Source organism: Halobaculum halobium (assembly GCF_030127145.1).
Lineage (GTDB): Archaea > Halobacteriota > Halobacteria > Halobacteriales > Haloferacaceae > Halobaculum > Halobaculum halobium.
Genome location: NZ_CP126158.1, coordinates 2,457,351 through 2,476,783, shown reverse-complemented (window position 1 = coordinate 2,476,783; position 19,433 = coordinate 2,457,351). Strand labels below are relative to the sequence as shown.

Annotated in this window: 17 protein-coding genes; 10 read left to right on the top strand and 7 right to left on the bottom strand. The window is 69.8% G+C overall.

Annotated elements, in window-relative coordinates:
• Window positions 1-78 precede the first annotated feature (78 nt).
• A complete protein-coding gene (gene mutL / locus P0Y41_RS12925; protein ID WP_284061727.1) occupies window positions 79-2,484 on the top strand; it encodes a DNA mismatch repair endonuclease MutL in 2,406 nt (801 codons plus the stop codon).
• 50 nt (window positions 2,485-2,534) lie between these two features.
• Window positions 2,535-3,488 carry a bifunctional 2-dehydro-3-deoxygluconokinase/2-dehydro-3-deoxygalactonokinase gene (gene kdgK1, locus P0Y41_RS12920; RefSeq protein ID WP_284061726.1) on the top strand — a complete coding sequence of 318 codons (954 nt, stop codon included), beginning with the start codon at window positions 2,535-2,537 and terminating at the stop codon, window positions 3,486-3,488.
• A 15-nt stretch (window positions 3,489-3,503) separates the two neighbouring features.
• On the opposite strand, the gene P0Y41_RS12915 is transcribed toward kdgK1, so the two are convergent.
• Both P0Y41_RS12915 and P0Y41_RS12910 read right to left on the bottom strand, forming a co-directional pair.
• Window positions 3,504-4,139, bottom strand: a complete 636-nt coding sequence (locus tag P0Y41_RS12915) for a J domain-containing protein (RefSeq protein WP_284061725.1) — start codon at window positions 4,137-4,139, stop codon at window positions 3,504-3,506.
• 117 nt (window positions 4,140-4,256) lie between these two features.
• Window positions 4,257-4,517, bottom strand: a complete 261-nt coding sequence (locus tag P0Y41_RS12910) for an MTH865 family protein (RefSeq protein ID WP_284061724.1) — start codon at window positions 4,515-4,517, stop codon at window positions 4,257-4,259.
• A 127-nt stretch (window positions 4,518-4,644) separates the two neighbouring features.
• On the opposite strand from P0Y41_RS12910, the gene P0Y41_RS12905 reads away from it, so the two are divergent.
• Entirely contained in the window at window positions 4,645-5,697 is a 1,053-nt protein-coding gene (locus P0Y41_RS12905; RefSeq protein ID WP_284061723.1) for a M42 family metallopeptidase, read from the top strand.
• A gap of 439 nt (window positions 5,698-6,136) precedes the next feature.
• On the opposite strand, the gene P0Y41_RS12900 is transcribed toward P0Y41_RS12905, so the two are convergent.
• Window positions 6,137-6,511 (bottom strand): plastocyanin/azurin family copper-binding protein, encoded by a 375-nt coding sequence (locus P0Y41_RS12900; RefSeq protein WP_284063419.1) that lies wholly within the window; start codon window positions 6,509-6,511, stop codon window positions 6,137-6,139.
• On the opposite strand from P0Y41_RS12900, the gene P0Y41_RS12895 reads away from it, so the two are divergent.
• On the top strand, window positions 6,483-6,665 hold the full coding sequence (locus P0Y41_RS12895; protein WP_284061722.1) for a hypothetical protein: 183 nt from the start codon (window positions 6,483-6,485) through the stop codon (window positions 6,663-6,665). The genes P0Y41_RS12900 and P0Y41_RS12895 overlap by 29 nt on opposite strands.
• A gap of 332 nt (window positions 6,666-6,997) precedes the next feature.
• On the opposite strand, the gene P0Y41_RS12890 is transcribed toward P0Y41_RS12895, so the two are convergent.
• On the bottom strand, window positions 6,998-8,059 hold the full coding sequence (locus tag P0Y41_RS12890) for a glycosyltransferase family 4 protein (protein WP_284061721.1): 1,062 nt from the start codon (window positions 8,057-8,059) through the stop codon (window positions 6,998-7,000).
• Between the two features lie 153 nt (window positions 8,060-8,212).
• Here P0Y41_RS12890 and P0Y41_RS12885 point away from each other — a divergent pair, with 153 nt between their 5' ends.
• The 4 genes from P0Y41_RS12885 to meaB all read left to right on the top strand — a co-directional run bounded on the left by P0Y41_RS12885 (window position 8,213) and on the right by meaB (window position 13,070).
• A complete protein-coding gene (locus P0Y41_RS12885; RefSeq protein ID WP_284061720.1) occupies window positions 8,213-10,129 on the top strand; it encodes a S9 family peptidase in 1,917 nt (638 codons plus the stop codon).
• Window positions 10,130-10,305: 176 nt separating this feature from the next.
• Window positions 10,306-11,487 (top strand): GAF domain-containing protein, encoded by a 1,182-nt coding sequence (locus P0Y41_RS12880; RefSeq protein WP_284061719.1) that lies wholly within the window; start codon window positions 10,306-10,308, stop codon window positions 11,485-11,487.
• Window positions 11,488-11,580: 93 nt separating this feature from the next.
• Complete coding sequence (locus tag P0Y41_RS12875) at window positions 11,581-12,006, top strand: cobalamin B12-binding domain-containing protein (RefSeq protein ID WP_284061718.1); 426 nt, start codon at window positions 11,581-11,583, stop codon at window positions 12,004-12,006.
• A complete protein-coding gene (gene meaB / locus P0Y41_RS12870) occupies window positions 12,006-13,070 on the top strand; it encodes a methylmalonyl Co-A mutase-associated GTPase MeaB (protein ID WP_284061717.1) in 1,065 nt (354 codons plus the stop codon). The genes P0Y41_RS12875 and meaB overlap by 1 nt, the downstream gene beginning before the upstream one ends.
• Before the next feature lie 113 nt (window positions 13,071-13,183).
• Here the strand turns inward: meaB and P0Y41_RS12865 are convergent, their stop codons facing one another.
• Window positions 13,184-14,116 (bottom strand): branched-chain amino acid transaminase, encoded by a 933-nt coding sequence (locus P0Y41_RS12865; RefSeq protein WP_284061716.1) that lies wholly within the window; start codon window positions 14,114-14,116, stop codon window positions 13,184-13,186.
• A 203-nt stretch (window positions 14,117-14,319) separates the two neighbouring features.
• On the opposite strand from P0Y41_RS12865, the gene arcD reads away from it, so the two are divergent.
• The gene (gene arcD / locus P0Y41_RS12860) at window positions 14,320-15,759 is read left to right on the top strand and encodes an arginine/ornithine antiporter ArcD (protein WP_345783211.1); all 1,440 of its coding nucleotides are present in this window, start codon (window positions 14,320-14,322) and stop codon (window positions 15,757-15,759) included.
• Between the two features lie 107 nt (window positions 15,760-15,866).
• Here arcD and ribB read toward each other — a convergent pair whose 3' ends face one another.
• Both ribB and P0Y41_RS12850 read right to left on the bottom strand, forming a co-directional pair.
• Window positions 15,867-16,541, bottom strand: a complete 675-nt coding sequence (ribB, locus tag P0Y41_RS12855; protein ID WP_284061714.1) for a 3,4-dihydroxy-2-butanone-4-phosphate synthase — start codon at window positions 16,539-16,541, stop codon at window positions 15,867-15,869.
• On the bottom strand, window positions 16,538-17,293 hold the full coding sequence (locus P0Y41_RS12850) for a CTP-dependent riboflavin kinase (RefSeq protein ID WP_284061713.1): 756 nt from the start codon (window positions 17,291-17,293) through the stop codon (window positions 16,538-16,540). Before P0Y41_RS12850 ends, ribB begins: the two co-directional genes overlap by 4 nt.
• A gap of 234 nt (window positions 17,294-17,527) precedes the next feature.
• On the opposite strand from P0Y41_RS12850, the gene argS reads away from it, so the two are divergent.
• Window positions 17,528-19,288, top strand: coding sequence for an arginine--tRNA ligase (gene argS, locus P0Y41_RS12845; protein ID WP_284061712.1), 1,761 nt, complete (start codon window positions 17,528-17,530; stop codon window positions 19,286-19,288).
• Window positions 19,289-19,433: the final 145 nt, after the last annotated feature.

Below are 19,433 nucleotides of genomic sequence, written 5' to 3'. Positions count from 1 at the left end.
GAGGCGTCGCGCGACCGCCGCCCGCGATCGCGGGCCCGAACACGGGATTGATACCGCTCGGCCGCGAGCGTCCGAGCGATGACCGGGGAGATCCGCGCGTTGGACGACCGTACCGTCCGCGAGATCGCGGCGGGTGAGGTCGTCGAGCGACCCGCCTCCGTCGTGAAAGAGCTCGTCGAGAACGCGCTCGACGCGGGCGCGTCCAGGGTTGCCGTCGCCGTCGAGAACGGCGGCATCGACGGCATCCGCGTTCGCGACGACGGCGCGGGGATCCCCCCCGATGAGATCCCGATGGCCGTGGCGAAACACGCCACCAGCAAGCTCGACGGCATGGACGACCTCGACGCCGGCGTCGCGACGCTCGGCTTTCGCGGCGAGGCGCTCCACTCCGTCGGCGCGGTCGCGGAGCTGACCGTCCGCTCGCGCACGCCCGACGCCGACACCGGCGCCGAGTTGGTCGTCGACCACGGCGACGAGGGCGAGGTGGAGCCCGCGGGAAGTCCCGTCGGAACGACCGTCGAGGTCCGCGATCTGTTCGGGCGCACCCCCGCTCGCCGGAAGTTCCTCAAGACGCCGGCGACGGAGTTCGACCGGGTCAGCGGCGTCGTCTCCGCGTACGCGCTCGCGAACCCCGACGTGGCGGTGTCGCTGGAGCACGACGGCCGCGAGGTGTTCGCCTCGCCCGGCGACGGGAACCGCCGCTCGGCCGTGCTCGCGGTGTACGGCCGGGAGGTCGCCGAGTCGATGGTCGACGTCGAGTTCGCGTCCGAGTCGGGCGCCGTCACGGTGACCGGGCTCGTCTCGCACCCGGAGACGACCCGCGCGGGCCGGGAGTACCTCACCACCTACGTGAACGACCGCTGGGTGCGCGACGGCGACCTCCGCGGGGCGGTCGTCGACGCCTACGGCGGCCAGTTGGCGACCGACCGCTACCCGTTCGCCGTCCTCTTCGTCGACGTGCCGGCCGCGGCCGTCGACGTGAACGTCCACCCCCGCAAGACCGAGGTCCGCTTCGACGACGACGCCGACGTGATCGGGACCGTCCGGGAGGCGGTGCGGTCCGCGCTGCTTGACCACGGGCTCGTCCGGTCGTCGGCCCCTCGCGGCCGCTCGGCACCCGACGAGGCGGCCGTCGACCCCGAAGTCGTCGGCGGCGCCGGCACGGACCACGAGCGCGCGGCCGCAGAGCGTCGCGCCGCTGAAGGCGGCGATGCCAGCGGCGACGACGGCGACGGCGCGGACGACCGCAGCGACAGTGCTGGGGGGACCGCCGACGCGACGAGCCGCGGCACGGAGGCCACTTCCTCCGTGCTCGACGCCTGGGGGAGTTCGGACGCCGGGACCGCGGAGGACCCGCCAGACGCGCCCGAGGACGGTATCTCGCCCCCGGATCGGGACGAGAACGACGGATCGGCGGCCGACGGCGACGACGGGAGTGGCGCCCCCGAGAGCGATGCCGCCGACGCCCCGTCCGGAGCGGCCGACGACGACGCCTGGAGCGTCGATATCGGGGACGCTGGCGACGCCGCGAGCGACCGCCCGACGGACCACCCGGAGCGCGGCCGAACCGACGCCACCGCCGGCGGCGCGCCGTCGCCGCGGGCGTGGCAAACCGAGGACGGCCAGCGCGATGGTGCCGGCGAGGACGGCGGTACCGATGATACCGGCGGACTCAACGACGACGGCGACAGCGACGAACCAGAGGAGTCGACGCTGACGCCCGACGCCGACCGCGAGCGAACGTGGGGCGCGCCCTCGCAGGCGACCCTCGCGGGCGGGACAACCGACGAGCGGACCGATCGTACCCGCCTCCCGGCGATGCGCGTGCTCGGTCAATACGACGACACGTACGTGGTCTGCGAGACCGACGCCGGCCTCGTGCTGGTCGACCAGCACGCGGCCGACGAGCGCGTCAACTACGAGCGGCTCCAGCGGTCCGTCGGCGACGGGGCCCCCGCACAGACGCTCGCGGCGCCTGTCGAGTTGGAGCTGACGGCGCGGGAGTCGGAGCTGTTCGAGACGTTCCGTGACGCGCTGCGCGAGGTCGGGTTCCGGGCCGAGCGCGTTGACGCACCCGCCGGGAACGACGACAGCACCGACGGTGGGGGTAGCGCCGAGCGGAGCGGGGCCCCGAGCCACGCCGTCGCGGTGACGGCGGTCCCTGCGGTGTTCGACGCGACGCTGGACCCGGATCTCCTGCGCGACGTACTCGCCGCCTTCGCCGACGAGGTGACCACCGGCGACCGGCCCGTCTCGGAGGTCGCGGACGCGCTGTTGGCGGACCTGGCGTGTTACCCGTCGGTGACGGGCAACACCTCGTTGACCGAGGGAAGCGTGACAGAACTCCTGGACGCGCTCGACGACTGCGAGAACCCCTACGCGTGCCCCCACGGCCGCCCGGTGATCGTCGAGTTCGGGCGCGCAGAGATCGAAGATCGGTTCGAGCGCGACTACCCCGGTCACGGCGGTCGGCGCGCGGAGTAGGTCGACCCGCTTCCAGACCCTTCTTGATGGCCCCGGCCGTCGGCTCGGCCATGACCGATCTCGTCACGTTCGGAGAGACGATGCTTCGCCTCTCCCCGCCGCAGGGGACCCGCCTGGAGACGACCGATGCGTTCGACGTTCGCATCGGCGGCGCCGAAAGCAACGTCGCCGTCGCGGGCGCGTCGCTGGATCTGGACTCGGTGTGGCTGTCGAAGCTCCCCGACTCGCCGCTTGGGCGGCGCGTCGTGGGCGAGTTGCGTGCCCGCGGCGTCCGCACCGGCGTCGCGTTCGAGGACGACGCGCGCCTCGGCACCTACTACTTAGAACACGGCGGCGAGCCCCGCGGCACGAACGTCATCTACGATCGCGCCGACTCGGCGGTGACGACCGTGACGCCCGAGGAGCTTCCCCTGGGGGTGCTCGAGGACGCGACCGCGTTCCACACCACCGGGATTACGCCGGCGCTGTCGGACCGGGCGGCCGAGACGACGCGGGCCGTGCTGGAGCGCGCGAGCGCTGCGGGCGCGACGACGAGCTTCGACCTGAACTACCGGAGCAAGCTCTGGAGCCACGAGGAAGCTCGGGCGACGCTGACGGATCTGTTCGCGCACGTCGACGCGCTGTTCGTCGCGAAGCGGGACGCCGAGGCGGTGCTCGACCGCGAGGGCGAGGCCGTCGAGGTCGCACACGGGTTGGCGACCGACTTCGGCTTCGAGACGGTCGTGATCACCCGCGGCGACCGCGGCGCGCTCGCGCTCCACGGCGACGAGGTGTTCGAACAGCCGGTGTACGAGGCGGACACGCTCGACGCGATCGGCACGGGCGACGCGTTCGTCGGCGGGTTCCTCTCGAAGCGGTGTGCCGGCGGCGACGTCGACGCCGCCCTGGAGTGGGGCGCCGCGACGGCGTCGCTCAAACGGACGATCGCCGGGGATCTGGCTGTCGTCACCCCCGAGGAGGTCGAGCGCGTCGTCGCCGAGGGCGACGGCGGGATCTCGCGGTAGGGCCGGGCGTTTCCGTCAGGCGCGTCCGCGACCGGCTCCGGACGACTCCTCGGCGTGGTCCAGCGCGGTCGCGTACGCCTCCCGGACCTCCGAGAACGCCTCGCGGCTCCCGCCCTGGTCCGGGTGGGTCTCTTTCACCTTCTCGCGGTAGGCCCGCTCGACGGACTCCTCGTCGGCGGAGGCCGGCAGCCCGAGCGTGTCGAAGGCGGCGGTGACCGGCGCCGTCGCGGTCTCGGGGCCGAGATGCACCTCGGGGACATCGAACGGGAGCCGGCGCCCGAGGTGGCGCCCGGGCATCTCGTGCTCACAGAGGATCACGTGGGTGTGGCTGTCCTCGTCGTCACGAATCGCGAAGTACGCGTGCACGTCGAAGGTGAGCGCGACGTTCCGCTCGGGGAGGTGAAAGGCGACGCGGGTCCCGTGGAGGGGAGCGTCCTCGACGAACCGCTCGTCGATGCGCCGGAGGTAGTCGCGGATCTCGGCCGTTCGTCGGAGGGATCCCTGATCGGGGCCGCCGGTCCGCGTCGGTGGGTCTGGGAACAGTCGGTTGGCCGCGAGGAAGACGCTCGCGACGCCGACCGAGGCGACCGCACCGGCGGCGACGCCCCACACGAGCCATCCCGGAAGCGCCGCGAGCCACTCACCGAACACACCCGCAGTTGGCGACGGGCGCTATTGAACCTCTCGCCGGTCGGCCGGCGACCCGTCGACGCCGTCGCTGGGCTCGGCGTTCGAGTGGCGTCGAGAAGGGGTGTTCGTCGTCGCCGCTCAGATCATTCCGTTGTCTTTCAGCCCCTCGATCACGTCGTCGACGAGCGTCTCGACGTCCTCGTAGGGGAAGTCCTGACTGGACCCGAGCTTCGCGGCCAGTTCCATCGCGGTGACCGAGAAGTCGCCGGACTCGAACTTCGTGCCGGGGCCCTGCGGCAGCGCGGGCACCAGGTCCATCTGGCTCGACACCGGGAAGTCGGCGCCGGAGAACGCGTCTGTAAACTGCTCGCGGAGGTCCGCCTCGATATCCTCGGACATACGCATACGGCGGGGCGATGGCCGCAAAAGCGTTCCGGAACCACAGAAAACACCGGGAGAGTTTCTACAGCCGGCGGTCCGGGCCGGAACCCCCGCGATTAATCGTGGGCCCGCCGAAGCCGTTCGCATGGCGTTCGACTTCGATTTCGACCTGCTGCGCGAGTTGACCGAGGCCAGCGGCGTCCCCGGCTACGAGGACCGCGTCCGCGACCGCGTCCGGACCGTGTTCGACGAGGCCGTCGACGAGGTGCGCACCGATTCGATGGGTAACGTGATCGGCACGATTGAGGGCTCCGGCGACTACGAGGTCGCCGTCGCAGCACACATGGACGAGATCGGCTTCATGGTGAAGCACGTCACCGACGACGGCTTCCTCAAGGTTGACGCCCTCGGCGGCTGGGACGCTCGCGTACTGCGCGCCCAGCGCGTTCGCGTCCACACGCAACAGGGTGACCTCACGGGCGTCATCGGTTCGGTCCCGCCGCACACGCTCACGAACGAGGAGCGCGAGAAGGAGGACGCCGTCGAGGACGTGGTGATCGACCTCGGGCGCGAGGGCGAGGAGGTCGAAGCGATCGTCTCCGTCGGCGACCTCGTCACGATGGAGCAGTCGACGGTGAAGATGGGAGACACGGTCACCGGGAAGGCGCTCGACGACCGCGTGTGCCTGTTCGCGATGCTGGAGTCCGCGCGCGAACTGACCGACCCCGAGGCGACGGTCCACTTCTGTGCAACGGTCCAAGAGGAGGTCGGCCTCCGCGGCGCACAGGCGCTCGGCGTCGACGTCGACCCGGACCTCGCGGTCGCGCTCGACGTGACGATCGCTTCCGACACCGCCGGGGTCGCCGAGGACAAGCAGGTGACCCGGCTCGGCGAGGGCGCGGCGGTGAAGCTGAAGGACGGCTCGGTGATCACGAACCCGAAAGTGACGCGGCGCCTGCGCGACGTGGCCGAGGCCGAGGGGATCGAACACCAACTGGAGGTGCTTCCGTCGGGCGGCACCGACACCGCCGCCTTCCAGAAGGCCAACGGCGCCAAGCCCGTCGGCGCCATCTCGATCCCGACGCGGTACCTCCACACCGTCACCGAGACCGCTCACGGCGACGACGTCCGCTCGACGATCGACCTGTTGACGGCGTTCCTCGCGAGCGAGGACGGCGACAACGACTACTCGCTGTGAGCCGACGCTGACGCGCCGTCGGATCCGGATCAAATCAGTTCCCTGCTGCGGCGTTCACGTGACTGCGACGCGAGCCGGCACCGGCCCGTGACGGGACCGGCCCCGACTGGAGCGCTGGTCGTCGCGTGCCTCTGACATCCCCCTGTCGCTCCCCGTCACCGATTTCGTCGTCCCTGGGTTGTATCTGTCGGAACTGAGACACTACGTACCGAATAGATCTCAGTTTTCCCTCACGTAGTGACAGCGTGTCTCTCGAACCGACCGGTGTCTGAGGTCCAACGACGGTGTGGGACATGGGTATATCCGGTCCGACAGTCGCTCGCGAGCCGGCGAGATCGATACGCTCGGAAATGGCTCGATAGCCGTCAGCGGTGCCGCGACACGGGCGTCGCTGTCGCTGGGGTCCCAACTGACGACCAAGCATCGAAACAGCGAGCCGTTACTGTTCCGGGGGTTCGTAGTCGCCGCCGTACTTCGTGAAGAAGAACGCGAGGCCGAGCGTCGACACCATCGCGATGAAGGAGGCGATGCCGAGGCTCTTCGCGGAGTCGGGGACCTCCGGCGGGCCAGCGGGTTGCGGCGTCGGCGTCGGGAGCTGTTCGACGACTTCGACGGTCCCGACCATCCCGAGCGACCGGTGCGGGTCACAGTAGTACTCGTATGTTCCGGTCGTCTCGAACGTCACCTCGAATGAGAACCCCTCGTCCTCAAGGGGTTCGTGGCCGGAGACGTCCCCGGGATTCTGGTCGAACAGGACGTTGTGACCGTCGGAGACCCAGTCGAACGTGACGGTCGTCCCGGGCGTCACGTACAGCGGTTCGTCGGTTCCCGGCGTGTACTTCAGCCCGTCGCTCCCGGCGCCGACCTCGACGGTTCCCTCGCCGTCGGCGGTCGCCTGTGCGGCTGCAGTTCCGGCGCCCGTCGCGACCGCGCCCGCGGCGGCGGTCGCGCCCGCCGCCCCCGGATGAAGCCCCGGCGGCTGAGCGTGTCGTCTTCCATGCTCGCGGCTAAGGATGTCCCGAACCTATATCCGTCGATCGAATCCGTGTCGGGGGACGGCTCGGAGGCGGTACGGACGCGGTCGCGGTGCGGTCGCGGTGGAGCGGTAGCGGTGCGGACGGTACCAGCAGTTATACCGCAAGTGAGGGAGCGAAGCGACCGAACGAGCGATCTTGTGATCGTCATCAGAATCGCTCCGCGATTCTGCTTAGCAGTCGGGTTCTTCGAATCCGACCGCATGAACGGGTTTTGGCGGGATTGAGCGCCCGGAGAGCGCGAGGCCCTCGTAAAAGGCGGTTCGTCAGAACCAACCGCGGTCGTCGATCGCCTCCTCGTAACACTCGACCCACTCGGTGAGCACCTCGTCGTGGTCGAAGCCGGCGAACCCGTCGTTCGTCTCCCACTCCGTGAGCGAGCCGCAGGCGACGATCTCGTCGGCCAACTCCTGGGGCGACGTGACCAGCCGCCCGCGGTCGAGCCCCTCCACAAGTTCGTGAGCGGACGAGCCCGCCTGATACTCCACGATGCCGACGCAGCCGCACGCCAGCGCCCACAGCAGTTCGGTCGCGAACGGCTCGTACGTCGCCGTCTGGGCGAACACGTGCGACCCCTTGAGCACGGGGACGAATTCGGTCTCGTCGAGATCGCCCAGAAACCGAACGCGGTCGTCGATCCGAAGGTCGGCGACCATCCGCTCGGCGTCGCCGCGTGCGGGGCCGTCGCCGACGATCGCCGCCCGCCAGTCGCGGTCGCGCAGCTCCGCGAGCGCGAGGAGGAACTCGCCGACGTTGGCGTCGCCGTCGAGGTCGCGCGCCCACACCATGTCGAAGCGATCGTCCGCCTCCGCCGACCGGACCAGGTCGACGTCGATGCTCTCGGGGATCACCCGCGCGGCGACGTCGCTGGCGCCGTGCTCTCGGACGGCCGTCCGAACCGTCTCGGAGGGCGCGATCACGCCGTCGGCCCGCGTCGCCGCCTTCCGGTACTGTCGGTCGGAGCCCCGCTCGGGATCGCGCTCCCACCAGTCGAGAACGACGGGGACTCGGAGCATCGTCGCGGTCGTCTTGGCCGTCGTCGCGTGGCCCGGCGGCACCGACACGGCGTGGACGAGATCCGGATCGACGCGGCGGAGCACGAACGGGAGCTTCGAGCGGAACCGGCCGGAGGAGGGACGCTGGCTCACGGCGTGATACTCGATCCCGTCCTGCTCGAACTGGCGGATCTCGCCGCCCCACCACTGCGAACACAGCCAGTGTACGTCGTGCCCGCCGGCGGCGAGCCCGGCGGCGACGCGGTGCGTCCGGCGGACCGCGGGCGCGTCCCGCGTCTCCACCGTGTCCATCGAGACCACCGCGACGCGCATTGTGCGATCGGATACCAGTTGGGGAATAAAAGGGAGGCGATACTCCCCCGGGGGCGTGCGGTCGCGGCGGCGGTCGCTCCGGCGCGTCGCCGGTGCGTCCGGCCCCGCTCGACGACCCGAACGCTTTCGATGCGCGGCCGGGACTACTACGCCATGAGCGACCCGACGTACGACATCGAGCGGTACCTCAACGTCCGTTCGGCTCACAGCGCGGCGTTCGCCCCCGACGGCACCCTCGCGTTCCTGATGGATACGACCGGGACGCCGCAGGTGTGGAGCCTCGGCGAGCCGGGAACGTGGCCCGAGCAGCACACCTTCTACGAGGAGCGCGTCACGTTCGTGGACTGGTCGCCCGAGCGTCGCGAACTCGCTTTCGGGATGGACGAAGGGGGCGACGAGCGAGTGCAGCTGTTCCGGCTCGACCCCGACGCCGGCGTCGTCACGGAACTGACGGGGATGCCCGAGGCGAAGCACCGCTGGGGCGGCTGGTCTCACGACGGCGAGCGGTTCGCGTTCGCCTCGAACCGCCGCGACGAGTCCGTGTTCGACGTGTACGTCCAAGGTCGCGAGGAGACCGGCGAGGCCGCCCGACGGGTGTACGAGGGAGACGGCTGGCTCTCGGTGGCCGGCTGGTCTCCGGACGACACCCGGCTGCTCGTCCACGAGGCGCACTCGAGCTTCGCGCACGACCTCCACGTGCTGGACGTGGAGTCGGGAGAGCTCACGCATCTCACGCCCCACACGACCGAGGCGCGGTTTCAGAGCCCCGAGTGGGCGCCCGACGGGGAAAACGTGTACGCGTGTACCGACCACGCCTCCGACACCCTCCGGTTGGAACGGATCGCGCTCGGAGACGATGCCGGCGACGGACGCGGCGGGAGCACCGGTGGTGGCGGCCAGAGCGGCGGTCCCGACGGAAGCGGCAACACCGACCGGAGCGACGACGCCGACGGCGGGGAGGCGCTCGGCGACCTGTTCGTCGTCGAGGACGGCGACGGCTGGAACGTCGACGGCGTCGTCGTCGACGAGGAGACGAACCGCGTCGCCTACTCGCGCAACGTCGACGGCTACACCGAACTCACGCTCGGCGAGTTCACCGCCCCCGACCGGATCGATCCGTTCGCCGAGCCGGACCTCCCCGAGTGCGTCGCCGGCGACGTCTCTTTCGGCCCGGACGCCGACCAAGTCGCCGTCACCGTCACCGGGAGCGCGATCAACGCGAACACGTACGTCGTGGACGTGAAATCCGGCGAATCGCGGCGATGGACGTACGCCGCGACGGCGGGGGTCCCGCCGGAGACGTTCGTCGAGCCCGAGTTGGTCCACTACCCCACCTTCGACGGGCGGGACATCCCCGCGTTCTTCTCGACGCCGGACGACGCGCCCGAGGGGGACACCCCCGTGATCGTCGACATCCACGGCGGGCCCGAGAGCCAGCGTCGGCCGTCGTTCAACGCGGTGAAACAGTACTTCCTCAACAACGGCTACGCCGTCTTCGAGCCGAACGTCCGCGGCTCCTCGGGCTACGGGAAGGCCTACGCGCACCTCGACGACGTGGAGCAGCGCATGGACTCGGTGGCAGACATCCAGGCGGCCGTCGAGTGGCTCCACGACCACCCCGCGGTCGACCCCGACAGGGTCGTCGCCATGGGCGGCAGCTACGGCGGCTTCATGGTGCTCGCGGCGATGACCGAGTACCCGGAGCTGTGGGCCGCCGGGATCGACATCGTCGGTATTGCGAGCTTCGTCACGTTCCTCGAGAACACCGGCGACTGGCGCCGCGAACTGCGGGAGGCCGAGTACGGCAGCCTCGACGACGACCGCGAGTTCCTCGAGTCCGTCTCCCCGATCAACCACGCCGACGAGATCGCCGCGCCGCTGTTCGTCCTCCACGGCGCGAACGACCCGCGCGTCCCCGTCGGCGAAGCCGAACAGATCGCCGAGAAGGCGAGCGAGCACGTCCCCACGCGGACGAAGATCTTCGAGGACGAGGGGCACGGCTTCTCGAAGCTGTCGAACCGGATCGAAGCGTATCGCGCGATCGTCGACTTCCTGAACGAACACGTCTGAGCGGCGCGAACTCAGACGGCCTGTCTCGTCTCGACGCGTGTAGCGGGTCGGACCGACGCGTCCACCGACCGGAGCGATCGCGAGTCGAGACGATCGGTTCTCGGCCGGCGACAACCAGCACCGTGTAGACGAATGAGTTATCTCTTTGCGATCCGTCATTAGCACCAAGGCAACTGATGGCCACCTCACACGACGCCCGCGTCCTGGTCGCAGTATCAGATCAGACGCCGAGCGACTACGGCGCGGACGTCGTGGGTGCACTCGAGGCCAGCCTGAACGCGACCGTCCTCAGCAAGCGTGGCTCCGTCGCCACCGAGTACCTCCGCGAACTCGGCCCCACGCTCGACTGCGTCGTCGTCGTGTCCGACCGGACGGTCTGCGTGGAAAATCTGGCGTCGGTCGCGGACGAGGTGCCGCTGTTGGTGTACGGCGACGAAGTGCCGGCTGTCCCGGTCGATGAGGTGATCGCGACCGACGGGGGGACGGACCTGCTCGCGCGCCGCGTCGCGGCGCGCATCGAGCGCGAGCGTGAGCGCAACGCCCTCACGGAGGCGAACGCGAAGCTGTCCGCGCTCAACGCCTACACCCGCGAGTTGACCGGGTGTCAGTCAATTGAGGAAGTGAGCGACACCGTCGTCTCGGCGGTGACGAACGCGCTCGGCCACGGTCGCTGCGTGCTCGCGCTTCGCGAGGGCGACGAGTTCTATCCGTACGGGCACACGCTCTCGGACGAGCCCGAGATACGGCTCAGTGTGGAGGAAGGAGTCGTCGGGCGGACGTACCGAACGGGCGAGACGCAGATCGTCGACGACTACGCGACCGACCCGGACTTCACCCGGGATATCGACGGCCTCCGCTCGGTGGTGAGCGTCCCGGTCGGCGAGGCTGGCGTCCTCCAGGTGTCGTCCAACCGGGAGGCCGCGTTCGACCGGCAAGACGCCGAGTTCGTCGAGATCGTCGCTTCCCACGCCAAAGAGGCGCTTGCGCGCCTCCAGCGGGAGGCAGACCTTCGCGTCGAACGCGACCGACTGCACTACTTTTTCGAGGGGATCAAGTCGCCGGCGGTGTACGTGGAGTCGACCGACGGCAGCGAACCGGTGCTCACCGAGGTCAACACGGCGTACGAAGCGTTGTTCGGCACCGACGCCGTCGGGAGACCGGTGTCGGAGGCGTTCCCGACCGAGAGCGAGCGCGAGCTGTTCGGGCTCGAGGCCCCCGACGAGGTCGTCCACCGCCGGATCACCCGCGAGAGCTCCGAGGGCCCCAAGGACCTCGTCATCGGCATGGTCCCTGTGCCGATCACTGGCGTCGAGCGCTCCGCGTTCGGGCTGTACGCCGCCGACGTGGTGTTCCCGTGATGCCGCGCGTGCGGTCGGACGGGAGGCCCCGGCGTCGTCGACACATCATGGTCGTCCGTTAAAGTCAACACCGGCGGCGTCTAATCGAGACGCATGAGTACACAAGAACGCGAGGCGGGGCGACAGATCCGCTGTCTCATCGCGAAGGTCGGCCTCGACGGCCACGACCGCGGCGCACACGTCATTTCGCGGGCGTTTCGCGACGCCGGCTTCGAGGTCATCTACTCCGGACTCCACCGCGCGCCCGACGAGATCGTCCAGGCGGCCGTCCAGGAGGACGTCGACGTCCTCGGGATCTCCATCCTCTCAGGGGCCCACAACACGCTCGTCCCGAAGATCGTCGACGGCCTGAAGGAGTACGACGCCTTCGAGGACACGCTGATCCTCGTCGGCGGGATCATCCCCGACGACGACCGCGAGGACATGCTCGAGATGGGGGTCGGCGCCGTCTTCGGCCCGGGTACCCCGATGGAGGAGACGATCGAGTTCGTCCGCGAGAACGTCCACGACCGCGAGTGATGACGGTCACAGGGACGGAGTCGGCGCTGGTCGATGACCTGCTGGACGGGAAACACCGGGCGCTCGCGCGCGTTATCACGAAGATCGAGAACCGTTCGCCGGGGTACCGCGACATCGTCTCCGCGCTCCACACCCACACCGGAACCGCGGACGTGATCGGGATCACGGGCAGCCCGGGCGCCGGGAAGTCGACGCTGGTCGACAAACTGGCGAAGACGTACCGCGACCGCGGCGAGACGGTCGGCGTCATCGCGGTCGACCCCTCCTCGCCGTACACCGGCGGGGCGGTGCTGGGCGACCGGATCCGGATGGCCTCCAACGTCGGCGACATGGACGTGTTCTTCCGATCGATGTCCGCCCGCGGGACGCTCGGCGGACTGTCGACGGCCACGTCGGACGCGGTGAAGGCGCTCGACGCCTTCGGCAAGGACAAGGTGATCATCGAGACGGTCGGCGCGGGGCAAAACGAGGTCGACATCGTGAAGACCGCAGACACGGTGTGCGTGCTCGTCCAGCCGGGGTCTGGCGACGACGTGCAGATGCTGAAGGCGGGAATCTTAGAGATCGGCGACGTGTTCGTCGTCAACAAAGCCGACATGGACGGCGCCGAGCGCACCGTCGCGGAGTTGGAGGAGATGATCCACATGCGCGAAAACCCCGCGGCGGGGCTGAACACGGGCCACCACGGCCCCGTCGACGACGAGGAGATGGCGCGGGTCGCCATCGACAGCCCCGACGAGGAGGCGTGGGACCCGCGGGTCGTCGAGACGGTCGCCACCGACGCGACGGGCGTCCAAGAGCTGATCGACACGCTCGGCGACCACGCCGCGTGGCTCCACGAGACGGGGCGGATCGACGACCGGGCGCGCACTCGGTACGCCGAGGAGATCCGGCAGTTGGTTCGCGCCGACACCGCCGGGCTGCTGGAGGAAGTGATCGAGGCCCGCGGCGGGATCGAGGCGATGGCCGACGACGTCCTCGTGAAGGAGACGGACCCGTACACCGTCGCCGACGAGTTGGTCGGACCGGTGCGCGAGTGCGTCGACGAGGAATTAGAGCCGTAGACCGACCGGTTCCGACGACCGATCTCACAGGGATCGGATGGCGCCCCGCGTGAACAGTCGCTGCCGAACCGCGTCGCCTGCTCGCGCGAGCCGGCCGGCCGATCAGAGCCGGATCAGACGTACGTGAACCACTCTTCGTGGTCGTCGGTGCGACGCTCCACGAGGTCGAAGAACGCGGTCTGCAGTTCCTCGGTGACCGGCCCGCGCGAGCCGTTCCCGATCTCGACGTTGTCGACCTGCCGGATCGGCGTGACCTCCGCCGCCGAGCCGGTGAAGAACAGCTCGTCGGCGGTGTTCAGTTCGCCCCGCGAGATGCTCACGTTGTCGTGAACGGTGTAGCCGCGCTCGCGCGCCAGTTCGATCACCGTGTTCCGGGTGATGCCGTCGAGGATGGATTCCGAGAGCCCGGGCGTGAAGATCTCGCCGTCGCGCACGAGGAAGATGTTCTCGCCGGGCCCCTCCGCGACGTTGCCCTCCTTGTTGAGGACGATCGCCTCCTTGTACCCGTTGCGGCGGGCCTCCTCGCCCGCGAGCAGGGAGTTGACGTACAGCCCCGTGGTCTTCGCGTTCGTCGGGATCTGCGAGGAGGAGTGCTTGCGCCAGGAGGACACCATCGCCTTGATCCCGTTCTCCAGTGCGTCTTCGCCGAGATACGTGCCCCACGGCCACGCCGCGATCGCCACGTCGGTCGGACAGTCGCCCGGCGCGACGCCGAGGCTGTGGTAGCCGTAGTAGGCGATGGGGCGGACGTACGCCGAGTCGAGGTCGTTGCGGCGGATGGTCTCCATCGTCGCCTCGGTCAGTTCCTCCCGTGAGTAGGGGATCTCCATGTCGTACGGCTTCGTCGATTCGAAGAATCGGTCGAGGTGCTCCTCCCAGCGGAACACCGCGGTCCCCTCCTCGGTGTCGTAGGCCCGCACGCCCTCGAAGACGCCCGTGCCGTAGTGGAGTCCGTGCGTGAGGACGTGCGTCGTCGCGTCCTCCCAGTCGACGTACTCGCCGTTTTGCCAGATGGTGTCGACGTCCATCTCGGTGAAGCCAGCCATACGCGAGCGCAGGATTTGCCGGACAATAAAGACCACAGAAACGACGGGCCAGACCGACACCGGATCGGCCCGGCGCCCTCGCCCACGTCCCCGGCCACACCGTCCTGCCGTCACCTCCGCCCTCGCGGTCCGACGATCCCCACGTACGACCATGAATAATAAAAACAAGTATTTTAATTACTTCAGTGAATTACGCGGCGATGATGGAGACGCAGCCCCCAGGCACCGACGAGGAACGCGGCGACGCGCGGCGGCCGACGCTCGGCGAGGCGCTCGTGCCGCTGGCGGTCGTCATCGCCTCCTTAGGCATCGGCTCGGGGGTGCTCGGGCTCGCCCCGCACGGGCCGCTGTTGTGGAGTATCGCCTTCGCAGGGTTGTTCACGCGGTACCGACTCGGCTACGACTGGGACGGGGTGTACGACGCCGCCGAGGGCGGTCTCCAAATGGGGATGCAGGCCGTGTTGATCCTGTTCGTCATCTACGGGCTGATCGCGACGTGGACCAGCGCCGGCACGATCCCGGGGCTGATGTACTACGGGCTTGGACTGCTGTCGCCGCAGGTGTTCCTCCCGGTGACGGCCGTGCTCGCGGCCGTCGTCGCCTTCGCCATCGGGTCGTCGTGGACGACCGTCGGCACGCTCGGGGTCGCGTTCATCGGCATCGGTTCGGGGCTCGACGTCTCGGCGCCGATGACCGCCGGCGCGATCGTTTCGGGGGCGTACGCGGGCGACAAGCAGAGCCCGCTGTCGGACACCACCAACCTCGCGGCGGCCGTCACGAACACCGACCTGTACGACCACATCAACGCGATGCGTCTCGGCACCGCCGTCGCGCTCGGTCTCTCGGTCGCCGGCTACGCCGTCCTCGGCGCGTACGCCGTGAGCGGCTCCGGCGGCGATCCCTCGGCGATCACCGGGCCGCTGGCGTCCGCCTACGCGCTCGGTCCGCTGGTGTTCCTCCCGCTGGTCGTCACGTTCGGGCTCGCGGTCCGCGGCTACCCCGCGCTGCCCGCGCTGGTCGCCGGCGTGTTCGCGGGCGCCGGGACGACCGTGCTCGCGCAGGGCCGCTCGTTCACCGCCGCCTGGGACGCCTTCCTGAACGGCACCGCCCCCGAGACCGGCAGCGAACTCGTCAACGGGCTGCTGGCGACGGGCGGCCTCGCGGGGTCGGGCTGGACGATCGCCGTCGTCGTCGCGGCGCTGGCGTTGGGCGGGCTGTTGGAGGGGACGGGCGTGCTCGCGGTCGTCGCCGACCGCCTGGCGGACGTAGTGTGGTCACGAAACTCCCTCGTCGTCGGCACCGGCGGCGCCGCGCTCCTCACGAACGCGTTCACCGCCCAGCAGTACATGAGCATCGTCGTTCCCGGCGTGAGCCTCCGGGGTCTGTACGACGAATACGGGCTCGACTCGCGAGATCTCTCTCGGGCCGTCGAGGCGGCCGGCACCCCCACCGGTCCGTTGTTCCCGTGGCACGCCGGCGCGGTCTTCATGGCGGCCGCGCTCGGCTTCGAGTCGTCGTGGGCGTTCGTCCCGTACTACTTCTTCGGCCCGCTGTCGGCGGTGGCGCTCGTCGGGTTGGCGCTGGCCGGGCGGGCGACGACGCCGACCGAGGCTCCGGGGGGTGCCACGCCCGCGGACGACTGAGGCGAGACCGCCGAGTGAAGCGAGGGAAATCTCGACCGGACGGCGGCGAGATCAGAGTGGCGAGCCGCCCGCGGCCAACGAAACCTGATCAGGGAGTCCGCCGACGCCTACCGCAGCGCTTCGACCAACTCGGCGCCCTCGACGAACGGGAAGCCGTGTCGCTCGGCGTACTCCTGGGCCGCCCGCGTCGACAGCGCCCGGCCGGTCTCGTCGTCGAGCATCTCACAGACGACGACCGCGGGCGGCTGTCCCGTCTCGGCGGCCATCGCGAGCCCCAACTCGGTGTGACCCAGCCGGTCAGAGAGCCCGTCCGGAGCGCCGCGGAGCACGTGGACGTGCCCGGGCGCGCGGAACTCGGCGGCGAACGCCTCGGCGTCGTAGTCGACGCCCGCCTCGACGGCGGAGGCCATCGACGCCAGCTCCGTGATCGTCAGCGCGCGGTCGTCGTCGGTGATCCCGGTGAAGGTGTCCCGGTGGTTCACCGGCAGCGAGAACGACGACCGGTCGTCGTACGCGAGGTCGTGGCTCGCGGCCGCCGGGTGGTCGATCTGGTCTTCGAGGAACGGGAGCGCGGCGGCGTCGGCGACGGGGTCGGAGACGGCGACGCAGATCAGCCCGCCGGCGTCGTTGCGCATCCGCGCCACGTCCGCCGGCTCGACGGCGCCGGCAGGGTACACCAAGTCGGTCTCTCCCTCGCGGTCGTCGAAGTCGTGGACGAGCACCGGTTCGCCGGCGCGAAACGCCGCGAGCGCGCGGTCCAGTCGTCCGGCTTGGCTGCTCACGCTGATCCCCCGAACTCCGTGGTCTCGGTCGGCGACGCCGGCTCGTCGGCCCGCTCGGCGTCGGTGACACGGACGCGGACCTCGTCGCCGTCGTCGAGTCCCAGCTCCTCGCGTAGCTTCGCGGGCGCGATCAGCTCGATCTGGTCCTCGTCGTGGTGGGTCCGCTCGGGGACGATGACGTGCGCCGGCGTGAACGACTCGCCGTCGGCACTGACCTCCGTTGCGTAACACGTCGCCGGGCCGAACGTCCGCTCCTCGTCCTCCCAACCGTCGATGGGAACCCCCTCGACGGAGTCCAGCCCGGCGCGGGCGCGCACGGCCGCCTCCGACAGCGAGACGTTCAGCGTGCCCGGGAACGGCTCGTAGCCGAGGCGCTCGACGAACTGCTCGTGGTACCCCGACAGCTGGATGTAGTGGCGGCCCTCACCCATCCCGGAGGTGACGCTCCCCGACAGCGAGAGTCCGGCCTCGCCCTCGAACAGCCGCCGGTAGTCGGCGTACTCGCCCCGGAGGCGACGCTCGCCCGCGTTGGTCACCGTCACCCACTGGCCGTCGCCGACGACGTCGCGTTCGAGTAGGCCGGCGGCTTCGAGCCGCTGGAGCCGTCGAGAGGCCGTCTGGCTGGACGCGTCGAGACGCTCCCCCAGCGTCGAACAGGAGACCTTCACCGGTTCGCCCAGGCCGCCTCGAAGCGCGACGGTCTTCAGCGCGGCCACCTCGTCGTGGCCGACGGTCGTCGTGGAAGCACTCATTACCCACACGTCGGAGCCCCCGACGCAAAAGCATACCGGATATGAGATGCGTCACGGAACTGGTATAGTACGTCACGCGACCGGGAGTCATCTCGGAGTTGGGAATCGACGTACCAAAAGGCGTCGGTGTCGGCGAGTTAGGTGGCAGTTCACGGTTGGAAGAGACATACCCGGCGTCCCGGTCGCCGGAGCGGTTCGGAAACCCATTTATCGGCGGCGGGGGAAGCCACGCGCATGTTCAGACAGTTCCGGTCGGCCGTGGCGGCGGCGCTGACGGACGCGCTCGCCGACCTCGGCTATCCGACCGACGATCTCGGCATCGAGGACCCCCCCGACGGCGTCGACGCGACGCTCGCCTCCAGCGTCGCCTTCCGGCTGGCGGGCGAGGCGGGCGCCCCGCCACCGCAAGTTGCCGCCGAGGTCGCAGAGGCAGTCGACAGCGCGGGGACGGAGTACCTCGCGCGCGTCGACACCAGCGGGCCGTACGTGAATTTCTTCGTCGACGACGCCTACTACGCAGACACGCTCGCCGCCGCCGGCGACGACGAGTTCGGTCGGCTCCCGCCGAACGGCGAGTCCGTCGTCGTGGAACACACCTCCGCGAACCCGACGGGGCCGGTCCACGTCGGCCGCGCGCGCAACCCGATCATCGGCGACGCCGTCGCGAACGCGATCGACTACGCCGGCTACGACGTCGACCGCCACTACTACGTGAACGACGCCGGCCGGCAGATGGCGATATTCACGTGGGCCTACGAGACGTTCGACGAGGCGGATCTCCCCGAGCCAGCGCGCGATAAGTCGGACTACGACCTCGTCCGCTACTACCGCAAGGGCAACGAGGTGCTGGAGGAGGGCGACGAGGAGACCGTCGAGGCCGCAGAGGCGGAGATATCGTCGATCCTCCAGGGGCTGGAGTCGGGAGACGCGGAGACGTACGAACGCGTCAGCGCGGTCGTGGACGCCGTACTCTCGGGGATGGAGGCGTCGCTCGCGCGCCTGCCCGCCGCGTTCGACGAGTTCGTCAAGGAGACGCGCTTCATCAGTGACGGCTCCTCTGACGAGGTTGCCGAGCGGTTGAAAGCGCTCGACGAGTCCGTACTGGAGGAGGGCGCATGGCAGGTCGACCTCTCCGAGTACGGGTACGAAAAGAAACTCGTGTTCCTCCGCTCGGACGGCACGTCGCTGTACACCACCCGCGATCTGGCGCACCACGAGTGGAAGTTCGACAACTACGACCGCGCGGTCACCGTGCTCGGCGAGGACCACAAACTGCAGGCGGGGCAGCTTCAGGCCGCACTCGACCTCCTCGGCAACGACACCGAGCGCCTGCAGTCGATGTTCTACTCGTACGTGAATCTCCCCGAGGGGAAGATGTCCACGCGCGCGGGCACCGCGGTCGACCTCGACGACCTGCTCGACGAGGCGATCGACCGCGCCCGCGAGGAGGTCGAATCCCGCCTGGACGACCGCATCCGCGACGACGACCTCGCCGGAGAAGACGTCGAGCGCATCGCCCGACAGGTCGGCGTCGGCGCCGTCCGCTACGACATCGTGAGCAAGCAGCCGACGAAGTCGATCACGTTCGAGTGGGACCGCGCGCTCGACTTCGAGGCGCAGTCTGCGCCCTACGTCCAGTACGTCCACGCGCGCTGTTGCGGGATCGTCGACGAGGCCGGCGACGAGGGGCCGGCCCCCGAGGCGACGGTCGACCAGTCCGCGCTGTCGACGCCCGAGGAACGCGACCTGCTGGCGGTGATCGCGCAGTTCCCCGCCGTGGTCGAGGAGGCCGCGGAGGACCTCGAACCGCACCGCGTCGCCACGTACACCCGCGAGTTCGCGGAGACGTTCAACGCGTTTTACCGGGAGTGCCCGGTGTTGACCGCCGACGACGAGGCGACGCGCGACGCGCGGCTCGCGCTCGTCATTGCAGCACGCAACACGGTCGCAAACGCGCTCGACGTGCTCGGGGTCGAAGCGCCCGAGTCGATGTAGGCGCGGGTATCGGTTTCCATCGACTCGTGTTCGTCGCGGTCGACTTGTTGGCCCCCGTCGGCTCTCGGAGGTCGAACCGACCGCGATCGGCGGCGGCGGCGTCGCGTTCGCGCTCGCTCGGCGGTACCGCCGAGCGGGACGTGAG

Coding starts and splice junctions, on each gene's coding strand:
- mutL (WP_284061727.1), top strand. CDS start 79: ATGACCGGGGAGATCCGCGCGTTGGACGACCGTACCGTCCGCGAGATC.
- kdgK1 (WP_284061726.1), top strand. CDS start 2,535: ATGACCGATCTCGTCACGTTCGGAGAGACGATGCTTCGCCTCTCCCCG.
- P0Y41_RS12910 (WP_284061724.1), bottom strand. CDS start 4,517: ATGTCCGAGGATATCGAGGCGGACCTCCGCGAGCAGTTTACAGACGCG.
- P0Y41_RS12905 (WP_284061723.1), top strand. CDS start 4,645: ATGGCGTTCGACTTCGATTTCGACCTGCTGCGCGAGTTGACCGAGGCC.
- P0Y41_RS12890 (WP_284061721.1), bottom strand. CDS start 8,059: ATGCGCGTCGCGGTGGTCTCGATGGACACGGTGGAGACGCGGGACGCG.
- P0Y41_RS12885 (WP_284061720.1), top strand. CDS start 8,213: ATGAGCGACCCGACGTACGACATCGAGCGGTACCTCAACGTCCGTTCG.
- P0Y41_RS12880 (WP_284061719.1), top strand. CDS start 10,306: ATGGCCACCTCACACGACGCCCGCGTCCTGGTCGCAGTATCAGATCAG.
- P0Y41_RS12875 (WP_284061718.1), top strand. CDS start 11,581: ATGAGTACACAAGAACGCGAGGCGGGGCGACAGATCCGCTGTCTCATC.
- meaB (WP_284061717.1), top strand. CDS start 12,006: ATGACGGTCACAGGGACGGAGTCGGCGCTGGTCGATGACCTGCTGGAC.
- P0Y41_RS12865 (WP_284061716.1), bottom strand. CDS start 14,116: ATGGCTGGCTTCACCGAGATGGACGTCGACACCATCTGGCAAAACGGC.
- arcD (WP_345783211.1), top strand. CDS start 14,320: ATGGAGACGCAGCCCCCAGGCACCGACGAGGAACGCGGCGACGCGCGG.
- P0Y41_RS12850 (WP_284061713.1), bottom strand. CDS start 17,293: ATGAGTGCTTCCACGACGACCGTCGGCCACGACGAGGTGGCCGCGCTG.
- argS (WP_284061712.1), top strand. CDS start 17,528: ATGTTCAGACAGTTCCGGTCGGCCGTGGCGGCGGCGCTGACGGACGCG.